We start from the raw sequence: 19,656 nt of genomic DNA on the forward strand, positions 1-19,656 counted from the left end.
ATTGGCTATTTGCTATTGGTAATTGACCATCACTTCACTGCTCACCACCCGCAGGCCGGGCGGCAACGCGCCCTGCCCCTGAAATCCAAAAGCCAGATGCAGCGTTTCATCGGCTGCCACGTTGGCGAGGCCGCGCGTGCTGCCGCTGGCGCCGTCCAGCTCCACGCAGCGCTGGCTGGCGCACAGCCGCACCACCAGACCTGATGGTGCCGGGCGGCTTAGCGTGTAGCGCCAGTTCACCAGCGAAATAGTCCCTGCAGCCGCCGAGGGCGCTTTAAGCGCCGGCGACAGCAGCCAGTTGCCGCGCACGCCCAGGCTCGGGCCGCTGGCGCTGGCCTGCCACGCGCCGCTGGCGGCTTTGCCCGTTAGCGGCAGCGCCAGCAGCGCCGCCAGCAGCCATGAGAGCGTCACGCCGCGCATTATTTGCCGCCTATGGTTGCAGTCATGCGGATCTGCCGGTTATCGGTCAGCTCCATATTGGACAGCACCACCAGCTGCGGCAGGTTGCGGCGCAGGAAGCGTGCCAGCAGCGCCCGCAGCGGATGGTTAACCAGCAGCACCGGCGGCGCACCGGTCATCTCCTGCTGCTGCAGCGCGGCCTGCGCCTGCATCAGCAGTCGATCGGCAAGACCCGGTTCCAGACCGCCACCACCCTGTAGCGCCTGCAGCAGCAGACGCTCCAGTGTGGCATCCAGTCCAATCACCTGCACTTCGCCGTTGCCCGGGAACCACTGCTGGGTAATCGCACGGCCCAGCGCGACGCGTACCACGCTGGTCAGTTCCTGCGGATCGTTCTGCACCGGCGCATGTTCGGCCAGCGTTTCGATAATGGTGCGCATGTCGCGGATCGAGACGCGCTCGGTCAGCAGATTTTGCAGCACTTTGTGCAGCGTGGTCAGGGTAATCACGCCCGGCACCAGATCTTCCGTCAGCTTTGGCATCTCCTGGGTGACGCGGTCCAGCAGCTGCTGCGCTTCCTGACGCCCAAACAGCTCGCTGGCGTACTGGCCGATCAGGTGATTAAGGTGGGTAGCCACCACGGTACTGGCTTCCACTACGGTGTAGCCCTGAATCTGTGCCTGCTCTTTCAGCGCGCTGTCGATCCAGATGGCCGCGAGGCCAAACGCCGGGTCAACCGTCGCTTCACCCGGCAGCGTGCCCGCCGCCGTGCCCGGGTTGATCGCCATCCAGCGTCCCGGATAAGCATCGCCGCTGCCAATCTCCACGCCCTTCATCAGGATGCGATAACGCGCCGGCGGCAGCTCCATGTTGTCACGAATGTGCACCACCGGCGGCAGGAAGCCGACCTCCTGCGCCACCTTTTTACGGATACTGCGGATACGCCCGAGCAGCTCGCCGTTTTGCAGATGATCGACCATCGGAATCAGGCGATAGCCCACTTCCATGCCAAGCGAATCTTCCAGCTGGACGTCGGTCCACGAGGCTTCGACCGTGGCCGGCGTCTCCTGCGTTTTCACCACGCTGGAGGCTTCACTTTGCTTCTTCGGCTGCATTTCGCGGCCGCGCAGCCACCAGGCCAGGCCGAGCAGCGCCGCGGTGAACAGCAGGAACACAAAGTTCGGCATGCCGGGCACCAGGCCCAGCAGGCCAATCACGCCGGCGCTCAGCATCAGCACGCGCGGATTGTTAAACAGCTGGTCCACCATCTGTTCGCCGACGTCCTGATCGGTGCTGACGCGGGTAACGATGACACCGGCAGCGGTAGAGATCACCAGCGCCGGGATCTGCGCCACCAGGCCGTCACCGATGGTCAGCAGCGTATAGGTTTCCCCGGCATGGCCGAGATCCATACCGTGCTGCACCACGCCCACCAGCAGACCACCGATCACGTTGATCACCATGATCAGGATGCCGGCGATGGCGTCGCCGCGCACAAACTTACTGGCACCGTCCATCGAGCCGTAGAAATCCGCTTCCTGGGTCACCTCGGCGCGCCGGCGTTTGGCTTCGTCTTCACCAATCAGGCCAGCGTTCAAATCGGCATCGATCGCCATCTGCTTGCCGGGCATACCATCCAGCACGAAACGCGCGCCCACTTCGGCGATACGTCCGGCACCTTTGGTGATGACCATGAAGTTGATGATCACGAGGATGATGAATACCACGATACCAATGGCGAAATTACCGCCGACGAGGAAGTGACCAAAGGCTTCAACCACGCGCCCGGCGGCATCAGCACCCGTATGCCCTTCGAGCAGGATGATACGCGTTGAGGCGACATTCAGCGCCAGACGCAGCAGCGTTGAGAACAGCAAAATGGTCGGGAAGGCAGCGAATTCCAGCGTGCGCTGGGTGAACATCGCCACCAGCAGCACCATGATGGACAGCGCAATGTTGAAGGTAAACAGCAGGTCAAGGATGAACGCCGGCAGCGGCAATACCATCATCGACAGGATCAGCATGATCAGCACCGGACCAGCCAGCACCTGCCATTGCGTGTCTTTAAAATTGCCCGGTAAACGCAGCTTTTCGGCCAGATTAGCCATGGTTGGTGTTCTCTCCTGCAAAGTCCATCTCTGCCGGGACCGGCAGATGTTTTGGTTTGTTTGGAATCAGGCCGCCTTCGCGCTTCCAGCGTCGCAGCTGCCAGACCCACGCCAGCACTTCTGCCACGGCGGCATAGAGCGCGCCGGGAATAAACTGGCCAATTTCCGTATGACGATAGAGCGCACGCGCCAGCGGCGGCGCTTCCAGAATCGGTACGCGGTGCTCTTTTGCTATTTCACGAATGCGCAGGGCAATGTCACCGGCGCCTTTGGCAATCACTTTCGGCGCACTCATCTTGCCTTCCTGATACTGCAGCGCCACCGAGTAGTGCGTCGGGTTAGTCACGATGACGTCCGCCTTCGGCACGTCGGCCATCATGCGGCGGCGGGCGGCGGCACGCATCGCCTGGCGGATACGCCCTTTAACGTGCGGATCGCCCTCGTTCTGCTTGTGTTCATCGCGAATTTCCTGGCGCGTCATGCGCAGCTTTTTGAAGTAGCTGTAGAGCTGCCAGAACACATCAAAGCCAACCATCGGGATCAGACCCAGCATCACCAGCGCGCAGCTGATGGCGGTCATCGACAGGCCATGCTGCAGCGCATTCACCGGCGATTCGCTCATCAGACGCAGCATCTCCTGCCAGTGACTCCACAGATACCAGCCGGCCACCAGCGCCACCAGCACCGCTTTGAGGATCGCCTTCACCAGTTCCGCCCACGTCTGACCGGAGAACATGCGCGCAATGCCCGGTAACGGGTTGAGCTTTTTAAAATCGAATTTGATGGATTTTCCGCTGATGTTGATTCCGCCCAGAATCATCGGCGCGGCGATGGCCACGATCACCAGCCCGGCCATCAGTGGCAGCAGCGCGATCACCGCCTGCATCACCAGGTTGCCGATGTGCGAGACGATAATTTTATCGTCGTTGACCATGCCGTGGTCAAAGCGGAAGCCGGTGGCCACCATGCTGGCCAGCCGTTGCGCCATATTGTGGCCGCCCAGCCAGATGATCAGCAGCCCGGCCAGCAGCATCAGTACCGAAGTCAGCTCGCGCGAACGCGGAATCTGCCCCTCCTGCCGTGCTTTCTCAAGTCGGTGGGGGGTGGGCGATTCTGTTTTGTCCTCGTTGCTCTCTTCAGCCACGACATACCTCAGCTGGCAGGAATTCTGAGCATAGGATGCCAAAACCCTTCGGGTCTAAAGCGCGGATTAAGCGAGAAAAAGATGGGTTTATTTAGCCATAAGTGAAATCAGGACCTGCGCTAACCTGGTGCGGGCCAATCACCAGCGAACGGTTCCGCGACCTTTGCTGCGCAATACGGGTTAAGTGGCGCAGCCAAGCAAAAGCCGTGCCGGACTGGCTGGGTTAATGACGCGGCTGCGCCCGGAAATTCCGAAAATCATAAAATTGTTTCGCCGCGCAATCTTTTTTTATCTGAAAAAATAGATAAATCTTATTTACCAATTCCCTTAAGCACCATCAGGGGGCAAATGTCGCGCCGCACGCCAGCCGCTCTTGCTTACGCAAATAAATTAATGCAGCTTATCTATCGTCCCAGCCAGAACGATCGCGGCGTGCCGTTAAGGCGTTTTTTCGCCCGGTAGCACGGGATTTGCCGCGGTGCAATGGTTTGAATTCTCAAAAGTCTTAGGTAGACTTAAGTCAGCACTATCTTTCTGTAATTTGACTGTTTTTTAGTGGCCTTCTCACTGCATAATCTGCCCGCCCGCTAAGTGCGTGCCGGATACAACTCTGCAGCGATACTGATGAAAATTTGAGGATCATGGTGAATAAGAGTCTCTTGCTAACGCTGCTGGCGGCTTTAACGCTGGCGGGATGTAAAGCGCCTCCACCGCCCGTGACGGATGACACCCTGGTCACCAGCGAAGTGAACGGCGTAAAACTGGTTCATCGTCATGCAGTGGCAGCACCCGGTGAATTTACCCCGGTGAATGAGAGCTTTCGCGCGCTGTATGCCGCCTCTGTGATGACCCTGCCGGATTACGGCGGCAAAGTGGTGCGTTATCTGGATAACGCCCAAACCTTTGAGGTGCTGGGTCGCGTCGAGCACAACTGGCTGGCGATTGCAGAAGAACCCAGCGGTCAGCTGATTGGCTACGTGCCCCCCAAAGCTGGCGTGGAGAGTAGCCGCTATGATGCCACGCTGCGCAGCGACCGGCCGCGTCCCCGTCGTACTAAACAGGTCTGCGTGGCCGTGGGCGGCGCCAGTAAAGCATGCCGCACCAATGATACCGCGACCTGGATCTTAGACTGATGATGCAATCCGGCGCATATTGCCCGCAGCACACCGCTGCTTTGCGGGCTAACCGTTCCGTTATTGCCAGGATAATTGAGATTTAATGACTCAGGACTCCCTTGCCCGCGATGGCATTGTCGCGGGCAACGATAACCTTTTGCTGAATGCCGCAGCCCCGATTCTGAATGCCGTCGTGCGTATACGGCAGGCGGCGACGCACGACGATCCCGCTGGCCTGCGTCAGCTGCTGATTGAAGAGATCCGCCAGTTCGAGCAACGCTGCAAGCAGGCGGGTTTGCCATTTGAGATGATCATCGGCGCACGCTACTGCCTGTGTAGCGTGCTGGACGAAGCGGCGGCGCAAACTCCCTGGGGCACGCGCGGCGTCTGGTCCGGCAACGGCATGCTGGTGACCTTTCATAACGAAAGCTGGGGCGGCGAAAAAGTGTTCCAGCTGCTGTCACGCGTGTCGCAAAGCCCGCAGCAGCATTTATGGCTGCTGGAAGTGATTCACTACTGCCTGCTGCTGGGCTACGAAGGGCGCTATCGCGGCAGCGACAGCGGACGCGCGCAGTGTGAAGGCATCCGTAAACGGCTGGCGCAGCTGATTGCGGAAACCCGCCCGGCACCACCACCGCGCGCGCCGCTGGTGGAAGTGCATCCGCTGGTCAGCACCCTGACGCGGCCGATGGTACCACTGTGGGCCTGCGTCACGCTGGCTACGCTGATTGCCTGTCTAATCTACAGCGGGCTCAACTGGCGGCTGGGCAATGCGGCCGAACCGCTGCTGCGCGCCATCTATCAAACCCCGCTGCCACAAATCATGCCGGGCCGCCGCCCCACCTCACCGCAGGCGCTGCTCGATCTGCATCAGCGTCTTAACGACGTGATTGCCGCAGGCCAGCTGGAAGTGAGCGACGGTGCCTTTGGCAGTAAAGTGATCATTCCTGCGGACAAGCTGTTTGCGCCGGACGGTACCGTAGTGAACCAGGTTGGCCGCGCGCTGCTGGCGCACGTGGCCAGCGCGATGAAGACGGTAAAAGGCACGGTGCTGGTATCGGTCTATACCGATAATCGTCCGGTGGATGGCCGTTTCGCCTCCAGCTATGAATTCTCCTTCGCCCGTGCCCGTGCCGTTACGCAACTGCTGAATACGCAGCTGGCGGACGGTCACAGCGTTAAAGCCGAAGGCCGCGGCGACAGCAATCCGCTCTTACCCAATGACAGCAATGAAAACCGCGCCCGCAATCGCCGGGTGGAGATCACCCTGTTTGCGGCACCGGAAACCCTCGGCAACCATCAGGGAGGCCAGTGATGCGCGCATCACTCCAACATCTGTTAACCCATCGCCTGCTGTGGGGCCTGATTGGCGTCACGGCACTGAGCTGCGTGCTGTGGATGCTCGGTCCGCTGTGGAGCTGGGGTGACACCCGCCCACTGGAGCCGGTATTCCCGCGCCAGCTGGCGGTCGGCCTGCTCTATTTCTGCTGGGTGCTGTTCCAGTTTATTCCCGCCATCTGGCGCGGCTGGTTTAACAGCAAGCTGCTCAATCGCCTGCAGGAGATGAGCCACGAAGAAGCGTCCGATCGCCAGGCGACCGAGACGCTGCTGACCCAGCGCTTCAGTGAAGCAGCGCTGCGGCTGAAACGCACCCAGTTTGGTCGCCGGCATCAGAAAAGCTGGCTGGCGCGTTTTCAGAGTCACTATCTGTATCAGCTGCCGTGGTACGTGATGATAGGTGCGCCCGGCGCCGGTAAAACCACCGCGCTGCTGAATGCTGGCCTGGAGTTTCCGTTAACTGACAGCCTCGGCAAAGAGGCGGTACGCGGTGTCGGCGGCACGCGTCACTGCGACTGGTGGTTCACCGACAGCGCCGTCTTAATCGACACCGCGGGCCGTTACGCACTGCAGGAGAGCCAGCGCGCGCGCGACGGCGCCGAGTGGCATAACTTCATTAAATTGCTAAAGCGCTACCGCACGCGCCAGCCGATCAACGGCGTGATCATGACCATCAGCGTGGCCGACCTGCTGACCGATTCCGCTGAGGCACGTCACGCCCAGGCCAGCGCGCTGCGCAGCCGCATGGTCGAGCTGCATCAGCAAACCGGCATTCACTTCCCGGTGTATGTGATGGTCACCAAAACCGACCTGCTGAAAGGGTTTATGAGCTTTTACGGCAACCTGAGTAAACCGCAGCGCGATGCCATCTGGGGCTTCACCTTCCCGTGGGAACCGGGCAAGCCGCATAAAGATGACTGGCACCGCAGCTTTAGCGAGCGCTTTCAGCAGCTGGAGCAGCGTCTGCAGCAGCAGCTGGCCGACGTGATGGCCGGCGAGCGCGATCTCACCCAGCGCGCCGACAGCTTCCTGTTCCCGCAAGAGTTCAGTTCGCTGCGTCCGTTACTCAACGAATATCTCGACGTGGTATTTTCCCGCCATCAGGATGAGATTGCCTGGTCGGCGCGCGGCCTGTTCTTCACCAGCGGTACCCAGGAAGGTCTGCCGTTTGACCGCATCATGGGCGAACTCAACCGTAAGCTACAGCTGCCACACACCGGCGAGTCGAGCCTTGCCGCGTGGGACAGCGTTAACCGCAGCAATCCGATTCCGGGTACCAAAGGCCAGAGCTTCTTTATTCGCGACCTGTTAAGCGACCTGGTGTTCCGCGAAAGCGGCCTCGCCGGCAGCAACCGTCACTGGGAGTATCGTAACCGGCTGCTGCACTGGATCGGTTACGGCGCGCTCACCGGCGCGCTGGTACTGCTGTCCGGTTTGTGGCTCACCAGCTACGTGCAGAATCAGCGTTATCTCGATCAGGTCGCGGCGCGTATCGGGCCGATTACCACGCAAAGTCAGCAGGTTATTCATCAGCCAGCCGATAATATTTTTGATCTGCTACCCTTCTTAAATAACCTGGTGAAACTGCCGCTGTCGGCGCATTTTTCTCTCGACAATCCACCGCTTACCATGCGCGCTGGACTGTATCGAGGTAACCAGGTGAGCGATGCCGCATGGGTGCTTTATCAAAATGCGCTTAAGTCTTTACTGCTGCCGCGCGTGGCCCAGCAAATTACCAACCTGCTGCGTGACGATCCCGGCACCGACAATGACTACAGCCGCAATGCGCTGCGCGCTTATCAGATGTTGTATCAGCCGCGTAACTATGACGGCGAATTTCTGCGCGGCTGGCTGATGCAAAATCTGCAGCGCACGCTGCCGGACAACGTCAGCGCGCGCGATCTGCAGCAGCTTGACTGGCACCTTAGCCAGCTGCTCGATCAGCAGATTCAGTCGTCACCTTATGCGCGCGACAATGCGCTGATGATGCGTAAGCTTGCGGAAAATCTGAAAAATGCCGGTCAGAATGGCCGTATGCTGGCGGTTGCGCCACACACCGTATCGCAGCGATTGACCGGACACAGTGAGTAATGGTGAGGTAACCATGGCGAGTTACACCGCGCCGGGCTGGTATGGCAAATTACCGGCCACCGGTGATTTTCTGCGCCAGCGGCTCAGTGAAGCCACGGTGACGCCGTGGAGCCACTGGTTTCAACAAGGCTTAATCCACTGGCATCAGCAGGAAGAGGCCAGCACGCAACAGTTTTTACGCGCGCCGGTATGGAATTTTGTCCTGCCGCTATCGCCGCTGCGCCAGCAGGTGCAGCTGGGCTGTCTGCTGCCCTCGTGCGATCGCGTCGGCCGTGCGTGGCCTCTGCTGGCGCTGCACAGCATTCCGCTCAGCGCGTGGCATGCTTCACAACTGGCGATCTCCGGCGACTGGTATCAGGAACTCGGCGCGCTGCTGTGGCAGGCGGTGCGCGATCGCCACAGCCCGGACGCGCTTGAGACGCAGATTCAGCAGCTGGCTCCGCTGCTGCTGCCGGATAAGCAGCGCAGCGACATCATGGATGTGATTGGTTTTGACGATTTGCCCTGCACCCTGAGCTGGCGTGAAGTGGCCGATCGTTTTGATCCCCAACAGCACATTAGCTACTGGTGGAGTAATCGCAGTGACGGCTTTGCCCACGCCACGCATAAACACAGTGGCCCGCTCACCGCGCAACTTTTTTCGTTATTGTTTAACCCGGCGGCGGGTGCCCAGCCGGGACGTAATGGCCTCTATCCACCGATGTTTGAATAGGCCAGTGCGCTTGCCTTGTTAACGGGATGACTCATGCAATTTACCATTGTGCAGTGCAATACGGATGTGCCCGCCAAAACCGTCGCGTTTAGCCCGCCTGGCGGGACCATTGGCCGCAGCCAGGATAACGACCTGGTGCTGCCCGACGAATCGCGCGCTATCTCGCGCCTGCAGGCACTGGTGCACCTGTCGCCAGACGGCGAGTGCCGCCTGACCAACCAGGGCAGCGTCACTTCAGTGGTGCTGAACGGCGTGGCGCTGCAGCGCGGCTCGCAGGTGCGGCTACGCCACGGCGATACGCTGCAGATTGGCGAATATGGCCTGGAAGTGCGTGACCCGGCGTGTCAGAACGCACCGCAGGATGATCCGCTGGCGTTTTTTGCTGACAGCGCCGCCGATCCGCTGGGTATGCAGCAGGACGAAAACGTGCCGGAACCGGAAGTGCTGCCACAGAGTGACAGTCCGCGTCACGAACGCCGCCCGGACGCGCGCCTGGCGATCGATCCACAAAGCGATGCGCCCGTAGTGCCAGCCGTGCTGGCAGGCGCCGAACAGGACAAACTGATCGCCGCGCTGCTGGAAGGCATGGGCCTGAATAATGGTCACCAGACGCCGATCACCGAAGAGCAGATGCGCGTCACCGGCCGTATGCTCAGCCTGTTTTCGCAGGGTACGGTTGCCCTGCTCTCTTCGCGCTCCATCCTCAAGCGCGGCGTGAAAGCCGACATGACGATGATCCTTAACGAAGCCAATAACCCGTTTAAAATTCTGCCTTCCGGCAAAACCGTGCTGATGCAGATGTACCAGAGCCAGATGCCTGGCTTTATGCCACCGGAAGCAGCGGTGCGCGATGCGCTGGTGGATTTACAGGCGCATCAGTTGGGGATGATTGCCGGCATTCGCGCCATCATTGCCGCGATGCTGCAGTCGTTTAATCCGCAGCGTCTGGAAGAGGAAGCGCGCAAAGACGGCGTGCTGCCTAAGATGCCGTTCAGCGGCGGACGTAAAGCGGCGCTGTGGGACTATTTTCTCCGTCACTATCAGCGCACCGCGGGCGAGATTGAAGATGACTTCCACACCCTGTTTGGTGAAGCCTTTCTGCATGCCTACGACATGGAAGTGAATCAGTACAAAGATTCCCAGACGCGGACCGAAGACGCATGAAGATGAAGTTTGCCAGCCGCTGCCAGCAGGGTATGCGTGACGAAAACCAGGATCGCACCGGTGCCGAAGTCGATGAACAGAAAGCCTGTTTTCTGGTGTGCGACGGCGTGGCTGGTCTGCCCGGCGGCGATTATGCCGCCCAGCTGGTGCGCGATACCCTGCTGACGCAGCTGCAGCAAAACGACACGTTCACGCTGGAGAGTACACGCGCGGCGATAGAAAAGTGTCAGCAAACGCTGGTCAGTGCCCAGGGGAACAATCCGAATTTTTCGCGCATGAGCACCACCCTTGCCGCCCTGTTTATTGACCGCACAACGCAGCGCGCATGGTGGGCGCACGCCGGTGATAGCCGGGTTTATCACTTCCGCCACGGGATGCTGCATCAGGTGACGCGTGACCACAGTCTGGCGCAGCAGCTGCGCGAAGCCGGCTATGAAAATACCGGCATTAACAGTAATTTACTTTATAATGCGCTGGGTATTGAGCCGGCCCGACCGGCCACCTTCAGCGAGGTGATTGAGCTGACCGATGGTGACGCATTTCTGGTCTGTACCGACGGTTTCTGGCTCAACCTCACCACCGACGAAATGGAACAGGCACTGCGCATGGTGAACGCTTGCGAAGAGTGGCTGGCATTGATGGAACAGGCCGTAAACCGCAGTGTTAAAAGCGACAATCTCAGCGCTCTGGCAATCTGGATTGGCGAACCGCAGGACGCGACGCTGCTTTATTCCCAGGCTGATGCGGCACGTTTTCTGCCGTCACGTTATTGATTGCAAGGATCATTATGAAACTGTGGTTGCCGGGCGTTGCCGCCCTGTTACTGGCCCTGAATGCGCAGGCGGAAGATTACCGGGTGGTCTACTCGCCCAGCCTGTCGCTGGAAGTCTATATCGATAACGTTGCCAGTAATGCGCCCGACGACTGGTGTAAAGAGACGCTGCCGCTGCGCATCGTGTCCGGCAAAAGCAGCGACACCAGCATTCTTACCAGCTTCCTGCCGCGCGTCGGTACGCTGCTGGCGAACCAGTGCGGCCTGCTGGATGAGATCCCCTGGCAGATGACCAGCAAAGAGGGCAGCGTGCTGGCTAACGGCAGCGCGGCAAAACTGCAGAACTGGCGGCCGATCATCCTCAACGACGCGACCGCCAGCGCCAGTGCAAATACCGCGGCGCCGCTGGATTTATCGCGTCCGGCCGACAGCACGCCGCTGCAGCACTTCGCCCTGCCCGGCGGCTGCCATTTCCGTACCTGGTGGGATGAAAACGGCGGTTCGCTGTTTATTCCTGAGAACCCGCAGCAGCATTGCTCAACCGAGGGCTGGCTGGAAGGTCCGGCGGCGATGACGCTGCTGAGTGACGGCAAAACGCGCAGCCAGACGGTAACCTTCCTGCAGGGTTATCCCATCGCCGATCTTACGCTGACCCGCACGCCGCTGGAGGTGGTGGCGGTGAACAAACAGCGCATGATTGTCACGCGGCCCGATGCCAGCGATAGCTGGCTGGTGCTGCCGTTTGATGCTCAGCAGCACGTCTGGCGCTTCAGCGGCACGCTGCTGATTAAAATGGATAAAAACACCGGCACGGATAGCGAAGCGGTGAAATCGCGGGTTGATAGCTTACGCGGCATCTGGTCGCCGCAGTTTATGCCACAGCAAAAAGTGACTGTGTTACTGATTGACACCCTGCACGCCGATCTGGCCGATCCGGCAATTGGTGCCTGGCGTAACATTAATTAATTAGCGGTTGTTGCCCGCCGTCACCGGCGTGACGGGGCGCTACAGGACGTGTTCAGAGAGCTCACTATGTCGGCAAACGAAAATCATACCCCCAATGCCCTGCCTGCGGGCTACCGGTTTAACGAGTTTGAAATCAAGGAAGTGATCGGCGGCGGCGGCTTTGGCATTGTCTATCGCGCCTGGGATCATCAGCTGGAACGCACTATCGCCATCAAAGAGTACATGCCGGTGTCACTGGCGGTACGCGGTGCGGATCTGGCGCTGGAACTGCGCGGCGAGCGCTTCCAGAAACTGTTTAATGCCGGACGCAACAGCTTTATTCAGGAGGCACGGCTGCTGGCGCGCTTCAATCATCCCGGTCTGCTGCACGTCCTGCGCTTCTGGGAAGAGAACGGCACGGCTTACATGGGCACGCTCTACTACAGCGGCATGACGCTGAAAGAGTGGCAGCTCACCAGCCCGGACAGCATTGACGAAGCGTGGATTCGCCGTCTGTTACCGCCGCTGTTTGGTGCCATTAACACTATTCACACCGCCGGTTACCTGCATCGTGATATTTCGCTCGATAACATTCAGATTCAGGAAAATCAGCTGCCGGTGCTGCTCGACTTTGGCTCGGCGCGCAAAGAGATTGGCAACCTGTCGGATGAAACCGAGATCATGCTCAAGCCGGGCTTCGCGCCGATTGAGCAGTACAGCGAAGAGGGAGAAGTCGAACAGGGACCCTGGACCGATATTTACGCGCTGGGCGCGGTGCTGCATACGCTGATCACCGGCCACGCGCCGCCGGTCAGCGTGGTGCGCTGCATTGAAGATAACTACCAGCCGCTGGTGGAGCGCAAGCCTGAGGGGTATTCGCTGCCGCTGCTGCACGCGATCGACTGCGCGCTGGCGATGAAGCCGGAAGACCGTCCACAGAGTATTGATGCTTTTGCCCGGCTGATCGATCTGCCGGTGAGCGATGTCGAAGCGCTGGTGACGACCTTCCCGGTGACCGCGGAGAGCCAGCCCGTGCCGGAGCCGGTAGCGGCCGTGCCGGAACCGCAGGTAATGGCGGTTAATCATGCCGCCGCCGCGATTGAACCGGTGACGCCGCGCAATGTGCGCCGTTTGTCGCCTGCCCTGCTCGCCGCCGCTGCCGTGGCGTTGCTTGCCGTGGTGGTCGTAGTGTGGAAAGCCAATCGCCCGAGCGACGCACCGCCGGTGGCGGCCAGCAGCGCCCCGGCGGCGACCCCATCAGCGGGCAGCGCGCCCGCCAGCAGCGCACCAACCATGGCGACGGTTTACCTGCAGTTGCAGGCAGGGGAAAATATCGTACTGAACGGCGAAGCGAAGGATGTGAAACCCGCCAGCAGCGGTTTCGCCTCGCTGAATCTGGCGGCAGGCAGCTATCGTATTGAAGTGCATCACGGCAGCCAGGTGCGCAGCCAGATGCTGACGATTAACCAGCCGGGCACCTGGCTGATTAATCCGGGTAATTGAGGTTAGCCGCGCGCGGCGCTCTGCTGCAGCGCGCGCACTTCGGCCGCAAGGCGCGTTAACGCTTCTTCCTGCATGCCGCGTTTGCCCAGTTCCTGTTCCAGCGAGAACAGATACTGCGCGTTGCTGCCGAGCGGGCCGCTGGCCTGAGCGATCAGCGGAGCAATGGTACTGCGGCAGGAGTCGGCTTCATACAGCGGATGACGCGGATCCATGATAAACACCAGCGCCGTAACCGTGCGGCCATCCTCCAGAGTCAGTTCACACCAGGTGGGCAGATAGCAGCCGGTGATCATTTCCCGTTTCCACAGCAGCTCAAGCTCTTCATGCAGGCGCGCTTCCGGCAGGCGAAACGCCAGACCACTGGTAGAACCGCCCTCTTTCAGCGCCAGCATCCGTCCCGGTGCGGCAACGGTGCCGCGTCCGGCGGTCAGCCGCAGGCAAAAAGCACGATGCCAGCCCTCAAGCCGTCCGGTCGCCACCTCTTCCGCTTCAAAAACCGGGTTCCACATCAGGGAACCGTAGCCGAAGATCCACACCGGGCTTTGATCGGGACGACAGGCAAGCGTGGCGCAGAGCGACGCCGCGCGCTTCTCACAGCTCCACAGCAGCGCTTCGTCAATATCACCAAATGAAGTTTTGCAATCCGCTTTTAGTAAGAATTCCCGGGTTAACACTGCGATCTCCTCTACTGCGCTGACCTTCCTGTCGTTATGGCTCCCTGAATCTGCGATTTTACAGGCGGCGCACGCGGCGTCGACTTAAGACAAGACAGTAATGCATTTGCCATAAACGTTTCAAGATTGACCCCGATCACAAAGGGGAAATTATCTGTAAATAGCATCGGCTGCCTGGCAGGATTCTTGAACGAAGCGCGGAGAAGTGTGAAGCGGGCCGCAGTGGCCCGCGCGGGAGCTAGTGTTTAGGATGCCACTTGTCGTCCTCGCCTTTGGCGTACTCTTTTTTGACCGCCGCCCAGGCGACTTTGTGTGCCACCTGCTCGCGCGATTCATCACCGCGACGATCATCTTCATCTTTATACTGATCCCAGGCGCTGTTAAACGCCTTTTGGTAGATGGTTTGCGCATGGCCCGGCAGCACGTGGCGCACGCTGTCCGGCAGTTCCCGGTTCGATGAATAAGGCATAGTTCCTCCTGTTTCAGGTTCCCTGTATAAGTCTGGAAGAGAACGGCAAAAACGCAAACCTGCTATTTCATACTTCTGCCAGCAAATAAGGCTGATAGTGGGGATAAGGCCAGATGATTCAGTTCTGTTCTTCCTCGTTTCACGCAGGATAGATGCGAAACACGCACTATTAACCTGCTGATGAAAAGGGTTAATCCGCTGATTAGCGCTAATTTCGCTTCGTTCAGGCAAAAATGACAAAAAGTAAAAACGCGTAAAAAATCTGCGTCAGCAGTGGTGAAAAGTTACACTGCGCTTCGTCAGATGAGTCACTATATTTATCAGGCAGCAATTGCCTGTTTTTGTTCTTTTTGCCGAAGAGGATGGCGCATGGCTGGACATGAGAAGACCCGACACAGCGAGTATTCGCTGATTTTCCCGATTCTGGCGCTGGCGGTGCTGAGCTTTTTTGGCGGCCAGACAGCGCTTCTGCCGGTAATTGGCATCAATCTGCTGGCGCTGGTAGCGATTTTAAGCAGCGCCTTCAGCGTAGTACGTCACGCCGACGTTCTGGCGCACCGGTTAGGTGAACCCTACGGCTCGCTGATTCTCAGCCTGTCCGTGGTAATTCTGGAAGTGAGCCTGATTTCGGCGCTGATGGCGACCGGCGATGCAGCGCCCGCGCTGATGCGCGATACGCTCTACTCCATCATCATGATCGTTACCGCCGGACTGGTGGGCTGTGCCCTGCTGCTAGGCGGGCGTAAATTTGCCACCCAGTACGTTAACCTGGCCGGCGTGAAGCAGTACATGATCGCCATTTTCCCGCTGGCGATTCTGGTGCTGGTGTTTCCCAATGCCCTGCCCGGCGGCAATTTCACTACCGCGCAGGCGCTGATCATTGCTGCGATCTCTGCGGCGATGTACGGCGTGTTCCTGCTGATTCAGACCAAAACCCACCAGAGCCTGTTTGTTTACGAGCATGAAGACGAGAGCGATGATGGCGACCCGCATCACGGTAAGCCTTCCGCGCACAGCTCGCTGTGGCACACCGCGTGGCTGATTGTGCATCTGATTGCGGTGATCAGCGTGACCAAGATGAACGCCAACTCACTGGAAATGCTGCTCACTGAAATGAACGCGCCGGAGCAGTTTACCGGTTTCCTCGTCGCGCTGCTGATTCTGTCGCCGGAAGGTCTGGGCGCAATCAAGGCGGTGCTGATGAATCAGGTGCAGCGCGCGATGAACCTGTTTTTCGGTTCGGTGCTGGCCACCATTTCATTGACGGTGCCGACGGTGACCATTATCGCCACCCTGACCGGTCAGCAATTGATTTTCGGCCTTGAGCCGCCGCATATGGTGGTGATGAGCGCGGTGCTGATTTTGTGCCACATCTCGTTCTCCACTGGCCGCACCAACGTGCTCAACGGCGCAGCGCATCTGGCCCTGTTTGCCGGCTATCTGCTGACGATTATGCTGTGATGTTAAATGAAGTGGTCGCCATGAATGGCGACCCTACAACGCAGGGTGCGCATCAGGTGAATCGGTCGCCATGAGCGGCGACCGTACAATGTAGGGTGCGCATTTATGCGCACCTGGATAAAGATATCTTTACGGCTTAATAACAGCCGTTAGCACATCTGGCCCTGCCAGCTATTTGCTAAAAATTAAGCCTTAAATCGAATAGTTTATTGCTAATATTCTGTTTACCCGAAGAAGTTAAAATGTTCACTGCATTTACTCTGGCTGCCAGTCATTGTTTATGATTGCCTGTAAACAATCCATACGTCAATTGACTTACATTATTTTCAGCCCCGACACCGTATCAAAATGCTGCTTGTACATTAAAACCTTACCGCTTAGCGATGGACGCTATCAGCTTTAATGTCAACCATGAGAGAAAAGCAGATAATAAAATAGTTGCGATAATCAACGCATCAATGGTCGATAAAAAAACATGAAAAGGGTTCACTAATTTACCTGACAGCATATACGATGATTCGGAAAGGAACCTGAACATGATCTCAGGAATAACAATTCCGTAGCCTAATGTTAAGACAATTAGTAATAGTATCCGTTTCATTTCCATGCATGCTCCTTGCAACAAGATGTGATGAGTATATAATCGTTTATTAAGGATTTTTACAGTAAGGGATGATTAACCATGTCGTATCTGAAATTGAAGCTTCAGGCTGATCGTACAATTGCACTCAATTTTGAAAAAGCACTGGTGCAACTGCGTGAAGAAACGCGAACCGTCAGTACTACGGTTGCCTCGGGAATTGAAAGAGCTAGCTGGTATAGTTCCTGCGTTTTTGATGATTACAAAGATGTATGTAAACGACTGAGAAGTGAAGATGTTCGTATGTTTTCAGCTCTGCCACAGGTTTTTTCACGACATGATGTCATCCTTGATATGGTTGAAATCTACTTTAGAAAAAACTTGCGCGTCTCAGTGAACATAATGTTCAAAATCTGGTGCGCCAACTTGCTGAAAAGGCGGCTAATTATACAAGCGGTAAAGCTTCAAAACTCACCATTTCATTTCTTATCGCGCGCATAGTTACCGAATCTAAAGTTTTTAAGAGCTCGCTGGTTGATGTGATTGACCGGACATCGCTTTATAGTGTCACAGTTTTAAAATTTTATGGGAAAATACAAATCGCTGCAACAGCAGCTCAGCATTTGAAATTTGCGGATCCGGAGTATTATTTCGATCTGAATCAACAGAAATTAGAAATGCTTTATTATCTCATAGAACCTGAAATGTCTAAAATTATTTACTTAAACAAATCCGGCTCAACAAATGATGAGCAAATATTGGCATTAGTAGAACGGTTACTGACAAAATGAAACGAATCTTTTCCTGGTTCTATGCATGGTTAAGTCAGTCTTTTTTTTCACTAATACCGGTGATTGCGGCAGTAGCAGGTGGAATACTTTTGACAGCGCTTTTCCCTCATTATGGGCTGTTATTGACTCTACTCTGGGTCATTGCCATGGGTGCTATCTACGTGAAATATTTTAGATGGTTTTGACGGTCAATTTCAGTTGATACTTTATGTAATCCCTTCGTTGTTAAGCGCCTGCGACAGAATTTACCATTCTATTACAAAGGCACCCGCGGGTGCCTTTGCTGTTGCTATGACAAATCAGTTACTGGTATCCAGCTCCGGGAAGCTTTTGACCAGATCGTCAATCGCTTTCATCTGCGCCAGGAACGGTTCCAGCTTATCGAGCGGCAGCGCGGACGGGCCGTCGCATTTGGCGCTGTTCGGTTCCGGGTGCGCTTCGATGAACAGACCGGCGATGCCTACCGCCATGCCCGCACGCGCCAGTTCGGCAACCTGCGCACGACGACCACCGGAAGCCGCGCCAAACGGATCGCGCGTCTGCAGCGCATGGGTAACGTCAAAAATCACCGGGCTGTTGTTAGTGACTTTCTTCATCACGTTGAAACCGAGCATATCAACCACCAGGTTGTCATACCCGAAGTTACTGCCGCGGTCGCACAGAATCACCTTGTCGTTGCCGCCTTCGGCAAACTTATCGACGATATTGCCCATCTGGCCTGGGCTGACGAACTGCGGCTTCTTCACGTTGATCACGGCACCGGTTTTCGCCATCGCTTCCACCAGATCGGTCTGACGCGCCAGGAAGGCCGGCAGCTGAATCACGTCCACCACATCGGCGACCGGCTGCGCCTGCCAGCTTTCGTGCACGTCAGTGATAATTTTCACGCCGAACGCCTGCTTCAGCGCCTGGAAAATTTTCATGCCTTCGTCGAGGCCAGGGCCACGGTAAGACTTGATGGAAGAGCGGTTGGCTTTGTCAAAAGAGGCTTTGAACACGTACGGAATGCCGAGCTTGTCGGTTACCTTCACGTAATGTTCGCAGATGCGCATGGCGAGATCCTGGGATTCCAGCACGTTCATGCCGCCGAAGAGAACAAATGGCAGATCGTTTGCGACCTTGATATCGCCGATACTCACTACTTTCTGTGTCATGCCCTTTCCTTAAATGTCGGGGGACGCTTAGTGCAGCGTCACCTGTTTCTGTTCAATTGCGTGGATCTGCACTTTAATCATCTCGCTGACCGGGTCTTCAGGACACTGTTCAACGAAATAGGTCAAATCGGTCAGTGCGATATGCTCGCACTCCAGCTGGGCGTAAATCAAACCGCGGTCGCGAATCTCATAGGGATCGTCCGGGTCGATTTGCAGCAGCACCTGGCTGACATTGAGCGCCAGCTCCATCTGCTTCTCATCCATCAGCGCCGCTTTCAGCGTGTCGAGCATTTTGCGCATCACGCTGACGGTTTTCGCTTCGTCGAGGTCGTCAGAGTAGAGCTTTGCCGTCGGGCTGATGTTGCCCTTCAGCCACACTTCCAGCGTATGGGTGTCGAGCGTCTCACCGTTAAACGGATTGATCAGCCACATTTCACCGTCGAGCCAGTCGGCACGCAGGATCAGCTGCGTCGGGAAAATCACCGGCATCAGCGGCAGCTCTAGCTCATCCGCAATGTGCAGCAGAATCACGCCGAGCGATACCGCCGTCCCCTGCCGGCTCTTCAGCACTTTATCGATCCACAGCGCGTCTGACAGATTGTAGACGCCACTGGCACCGCCAAAGCCCCACTGCTGGTAAAACAGATCGAGCAGCTTCTCCAGCTGCAGATCCGCATCCTGTTCGCTACTGACATAGCGCCGCGCCTCTTCAACCAGGTCAGCCAGCTGCTGCTGGACGGAAGGCGCGGAAAAATCATTGCGTATGGCGCAGGTCGCGCCGATCACCGCTTCACTTAACGGTGTTTCACTGTAATCAAGTTGCACTGGCGAGGTCATACTATCCCCAATAACGGCATTTTGGTCATCGCCAGTTTAATCACCAGCAACAATGCGACCACGGCGACTAAACAGGCGACCCAGCGGGTCGCCATGCTGCGCGGGCGACGACTCAATGCCACGGAACCTAAGGCGATGTAGATGATAACCGCTAACAGCTTCTCCGTCAGCCAGCTTCCTTGTGGGGTAAACGGATAAAAGTGGGTAATCAGCACCAGCAGTGCACCGCTGAGCAGCAGGAATGTATCGTTGATGTGCGGCACAATGCGCACCCAGCGGCGCTGCAGCAGGGCAGATCCGGTGGTCAGCCAGTAAAAACGCAGCAGAAACAGTGTGATGGTGATCGCGACTGTCAGCAGATGGAAATTTTTTATCAGCGGATACCAGCTGGCCATAGTG

18 protein-coding genes are annotated in these 19,656 nt (G+C 57.5%); 10 read left to right on the plus strand and 8 right to left on the minus strand.

Going from position 1 to position 19,656, the window contains the following annotated elements:
• Positions 1-12: 12 nt before the first annotated feature.
• From flhE to flhB, 3 genes are read right to left on the minus strand one after another with little or no spacing between them, the layout of a single operon-like run.
• A complete protein-coding gene (flhE, locus tag H7K56_RS21935; RefSeq protein ID WP_104093213.1) occupies positions 13-420 on the minus strand; it encodes a flagellar protein FlhE in 408 nt (135 codons plus the stop codon).
• Positions 420-2,507: a flagellar biosynthesis protein FlhA gene (gene flhA / locus H7K56_RS21940; protein ID WP_150361901.1), complete on the minus strand. Its 2,088-nt coding sequence runs from the start codon at positions 2,505-2,507 to the stop codon at positions 420-422. The genes flhE and flhA overlap by 1 nt, the downstream gene beginning before the upstream one ends.
• The gene (flhB, locus tag H7K56_RS21945) at positions 2,500-3,651 is read right to left on the minus strand and encodes a flagellar biosynthesis protein FlhB (protein ID WP_021509953.1); all 1,152 of its coding nucleotides are present in this window, start codon (positions 3,649-3,651) and stop codon (positions 2,500-2,502) included. The genes flhA and flhB overlap by 8 nt, the downstream gene beginning before the upstream one ends.
• 641 nt (positions 3,652-4,292) lie before the next feature.
• On the opposite strand from flhB, the gene H7K56_RS21950 reads away from it, so the two are divergent.
• The 8 genes from H7K56_RS21950 to H7K56_RS21985 all read left to right on the plus strand — a co-directional run bounded on the left by H7K56_RS21950 (position 4,293) and on the right by H7K56_RS21985 (position 13,291).
• Positions 4,293-4,784: a hypothetical protein gene (locus H7K56_RS21950; protein ID WP_021509952.1), complete on the plus strand. Its 492-nt coding sequence runs from the start codon at positions 4,293-4,295 to the stop codon at positions 4,782-4,784.
• A gap of 85 nt (positions 4,785-4,869) precedes the next feature.
• The gene (icmH, locus tag H7K56_RS21955) at positions 4,870-6,081 is read left to right on the plus strand and encodes a type IVB secretion system protein IcmH/DotU (protein WP_058774571.1); all 1,212 of its coding nucleotides are present in this window, start codon (positions 4,870-4,872) and stop codon (positions 6,079-6,081) included.
• Positions 6,081-8,195 carry a type VI secretion system membrane subunit TssM gene (tssM, locus tag H7K56_RS21960; protein ID WP_150361900.1) on the plus strand — a complete coding sequence of 705 codons (2,115 nt, stop codon included), beginning with the start codon at positions 6,081-6,083 and terminating at the stop codon, positions 8,193-8,195. Before icmH ends, tssM begins: the two co-directional genes overlap by 1 nt.
• Positions 8,196-8,208: 13 nt before the next feature.
• A complete protein-coding gene (gene tagF / locus H7K56_RS21965; protein WP_058771215.1) occupies positions 8,209-8,907 on the plus strand; it encodes a type VI secretion system-associated protein TagF in 699 nt (232 codons plus the stop codon).
• A gap of 33 nt (positions 8,908-8,940) precedes the next feature.
• A complete protein-coding gene (gene tagH, locus H7K56_RS21970) occupies positions 8,941-10,071 on the plus strand; it encodes a type VI secretion system-associated FHA domain protein TagH (RefSeq protein WP_150361899.1) in 1,131 nt (376 codons plus the stop codon).
• Entirely contained in the window at positions 10,068-10,844 is a 777-nt protein-coding gene (locus H7K56_RS21975) for a PP2C family protein-serine/threonine phosphatase (protein ID WP_150361898.1), read from the plus strand. Before tagH ends, H7K56_RS21975 begins: the two co-directional genes overlap by 4 nt.
• Positions 10,845-10,858: 14 nt before the next feature.
• The gene (locus H7K56_RS21980) at positions 10,859-11,809 is read left to right on the plus strand and encodes a hypothetical protein (protein WP_058757494.1); all 951 of its coding nucleotides are present in this window, start codon (positions 10,859-10,861) and stop codon (positions 11,807-11,809) included.
• A gap of 66 nt (positions 11,810-11,875) precedes the next feature.
• On the plus strand, positions 11,876-13,291 hold the full coding sequence (locus H7K56_RS21985; protein WP_058771211.1) for a serine/threonine protein kinase: 1,416 nt from the start codon (positions 11,876-11,878) through the stop codon (positions 13,289-13,291).
• Between the two features lie 2 nt (positions 13,292-13,293).
• Here H7K56_RS21985 and H7K56_RS21990 read toward each other — a convergent pair whose 3' ends face one another.
• Complete coding sequence (locus H7K56_RS21990; RefSeq protein WP_021508695.1) at positions 13,294-13,965, minus strand: gamma-glutamylcyclotransferase; 672 nt, start codon at positions 13,963-13,965, stop codon at positions 13,294-13,296.
• A gap of 238 nt (positions 13,966-14,203) precedes the next feature.
• A complete protein-coding gene (gene chaB, locus H7K56_RS21995; protein WP_021313035.1) occupies positions 14,204-14,434 on the minus strand; it encodes a putative cation transport regulator ChaB in 231 nt (76 codons plus the stop codon).
• A 369-nt stretch (positions 14,435-14,803) separates the two neighbouring features.
• On the opposite strand from chaB, the gene chaA reads away from it, so the two are divergent.
• On the plus strand, positions 14,804-15,895 hold the full coding sequence (gene chaA, locus H7K56_RS22000; protein ID WP_021508693.1) for a sodium-potassium/proton antiporter ChaA: 1,092 nt from the start codon (positions 14,804-14,806) through the stop codon (positions 15,893-15,895).
• A gap of 996 nt (positions 15,896-16,891) precedes the next feature.
• On the plus strand, positions 16,892-17,266 hold the full coding sequence (locus tag H7K56_RS23440) for a hypothetical protein (RefSeq protein WP_249042758.1): 375 nt from the start codon (positions 16,892-16,894) through the stop codon (positions 17,264-17,266).
• 299 nt (positions 17,267-17,565) lie between these two features.
• Here H7K56_RS23440 and kdsA read toward each other — a convergent pair whose 3' ends face one another.
• The 3 genes from kdsA to H7K56_RS22020 are packed head-to-tail and all read right to left on the minus strand — an operon-like array spanning position 17,566 to position 19,652.
• The gene (gene kdsA, locus H7K56_RS22010) at positions 17,566-18,420 is read right to left on the minus strand and encodes a 3-deoxy-8-phosphooctulonate synthase (protein ID WP_021509944.1); all 855 of its coding nucleotides are present in this window, start codon (positions 18,418-18,420) and stop codon (positions 17,566-17,568) included.
• 27 nt (positions 18,421-18,447) lie between these two features.
• Positions 18,448-19,257: an invasion regulator SirB1 gene (gene sirB1 / locus H7K56_RS22015; protein ID WP_021509943.1), complete on the minus strand. Its 810-nt coding sequence runs from the start codon at positions 19,255-19,257 to the stop codon at positions 18,448-18,450.
• Positions 19,254-19,652, minus strand: coding sequence for a SirB2 family protein (locus H7K56_RS22020; protein WP_150361517.1), 399 nt, complete (start codon positions 19,650-19,652; stop codon positions 19,254-19,256). The genes sirB1 and H7K56_RS22020 overlap by 4 nt, the downstream gene beginning before the upstream one ends.
• Positions 19,653-19,656 lie beyond the last annotated feature (4 nt).

This window comes from Pantoea dispersa, from assembly GCF_014155765.1.
Lineage (GTDB): Bacteria > Pseudomonadota > Gammaproteobacteria > Enterobacterales > Enterobacteriaceae > Pantoea > Pantoea dispersa.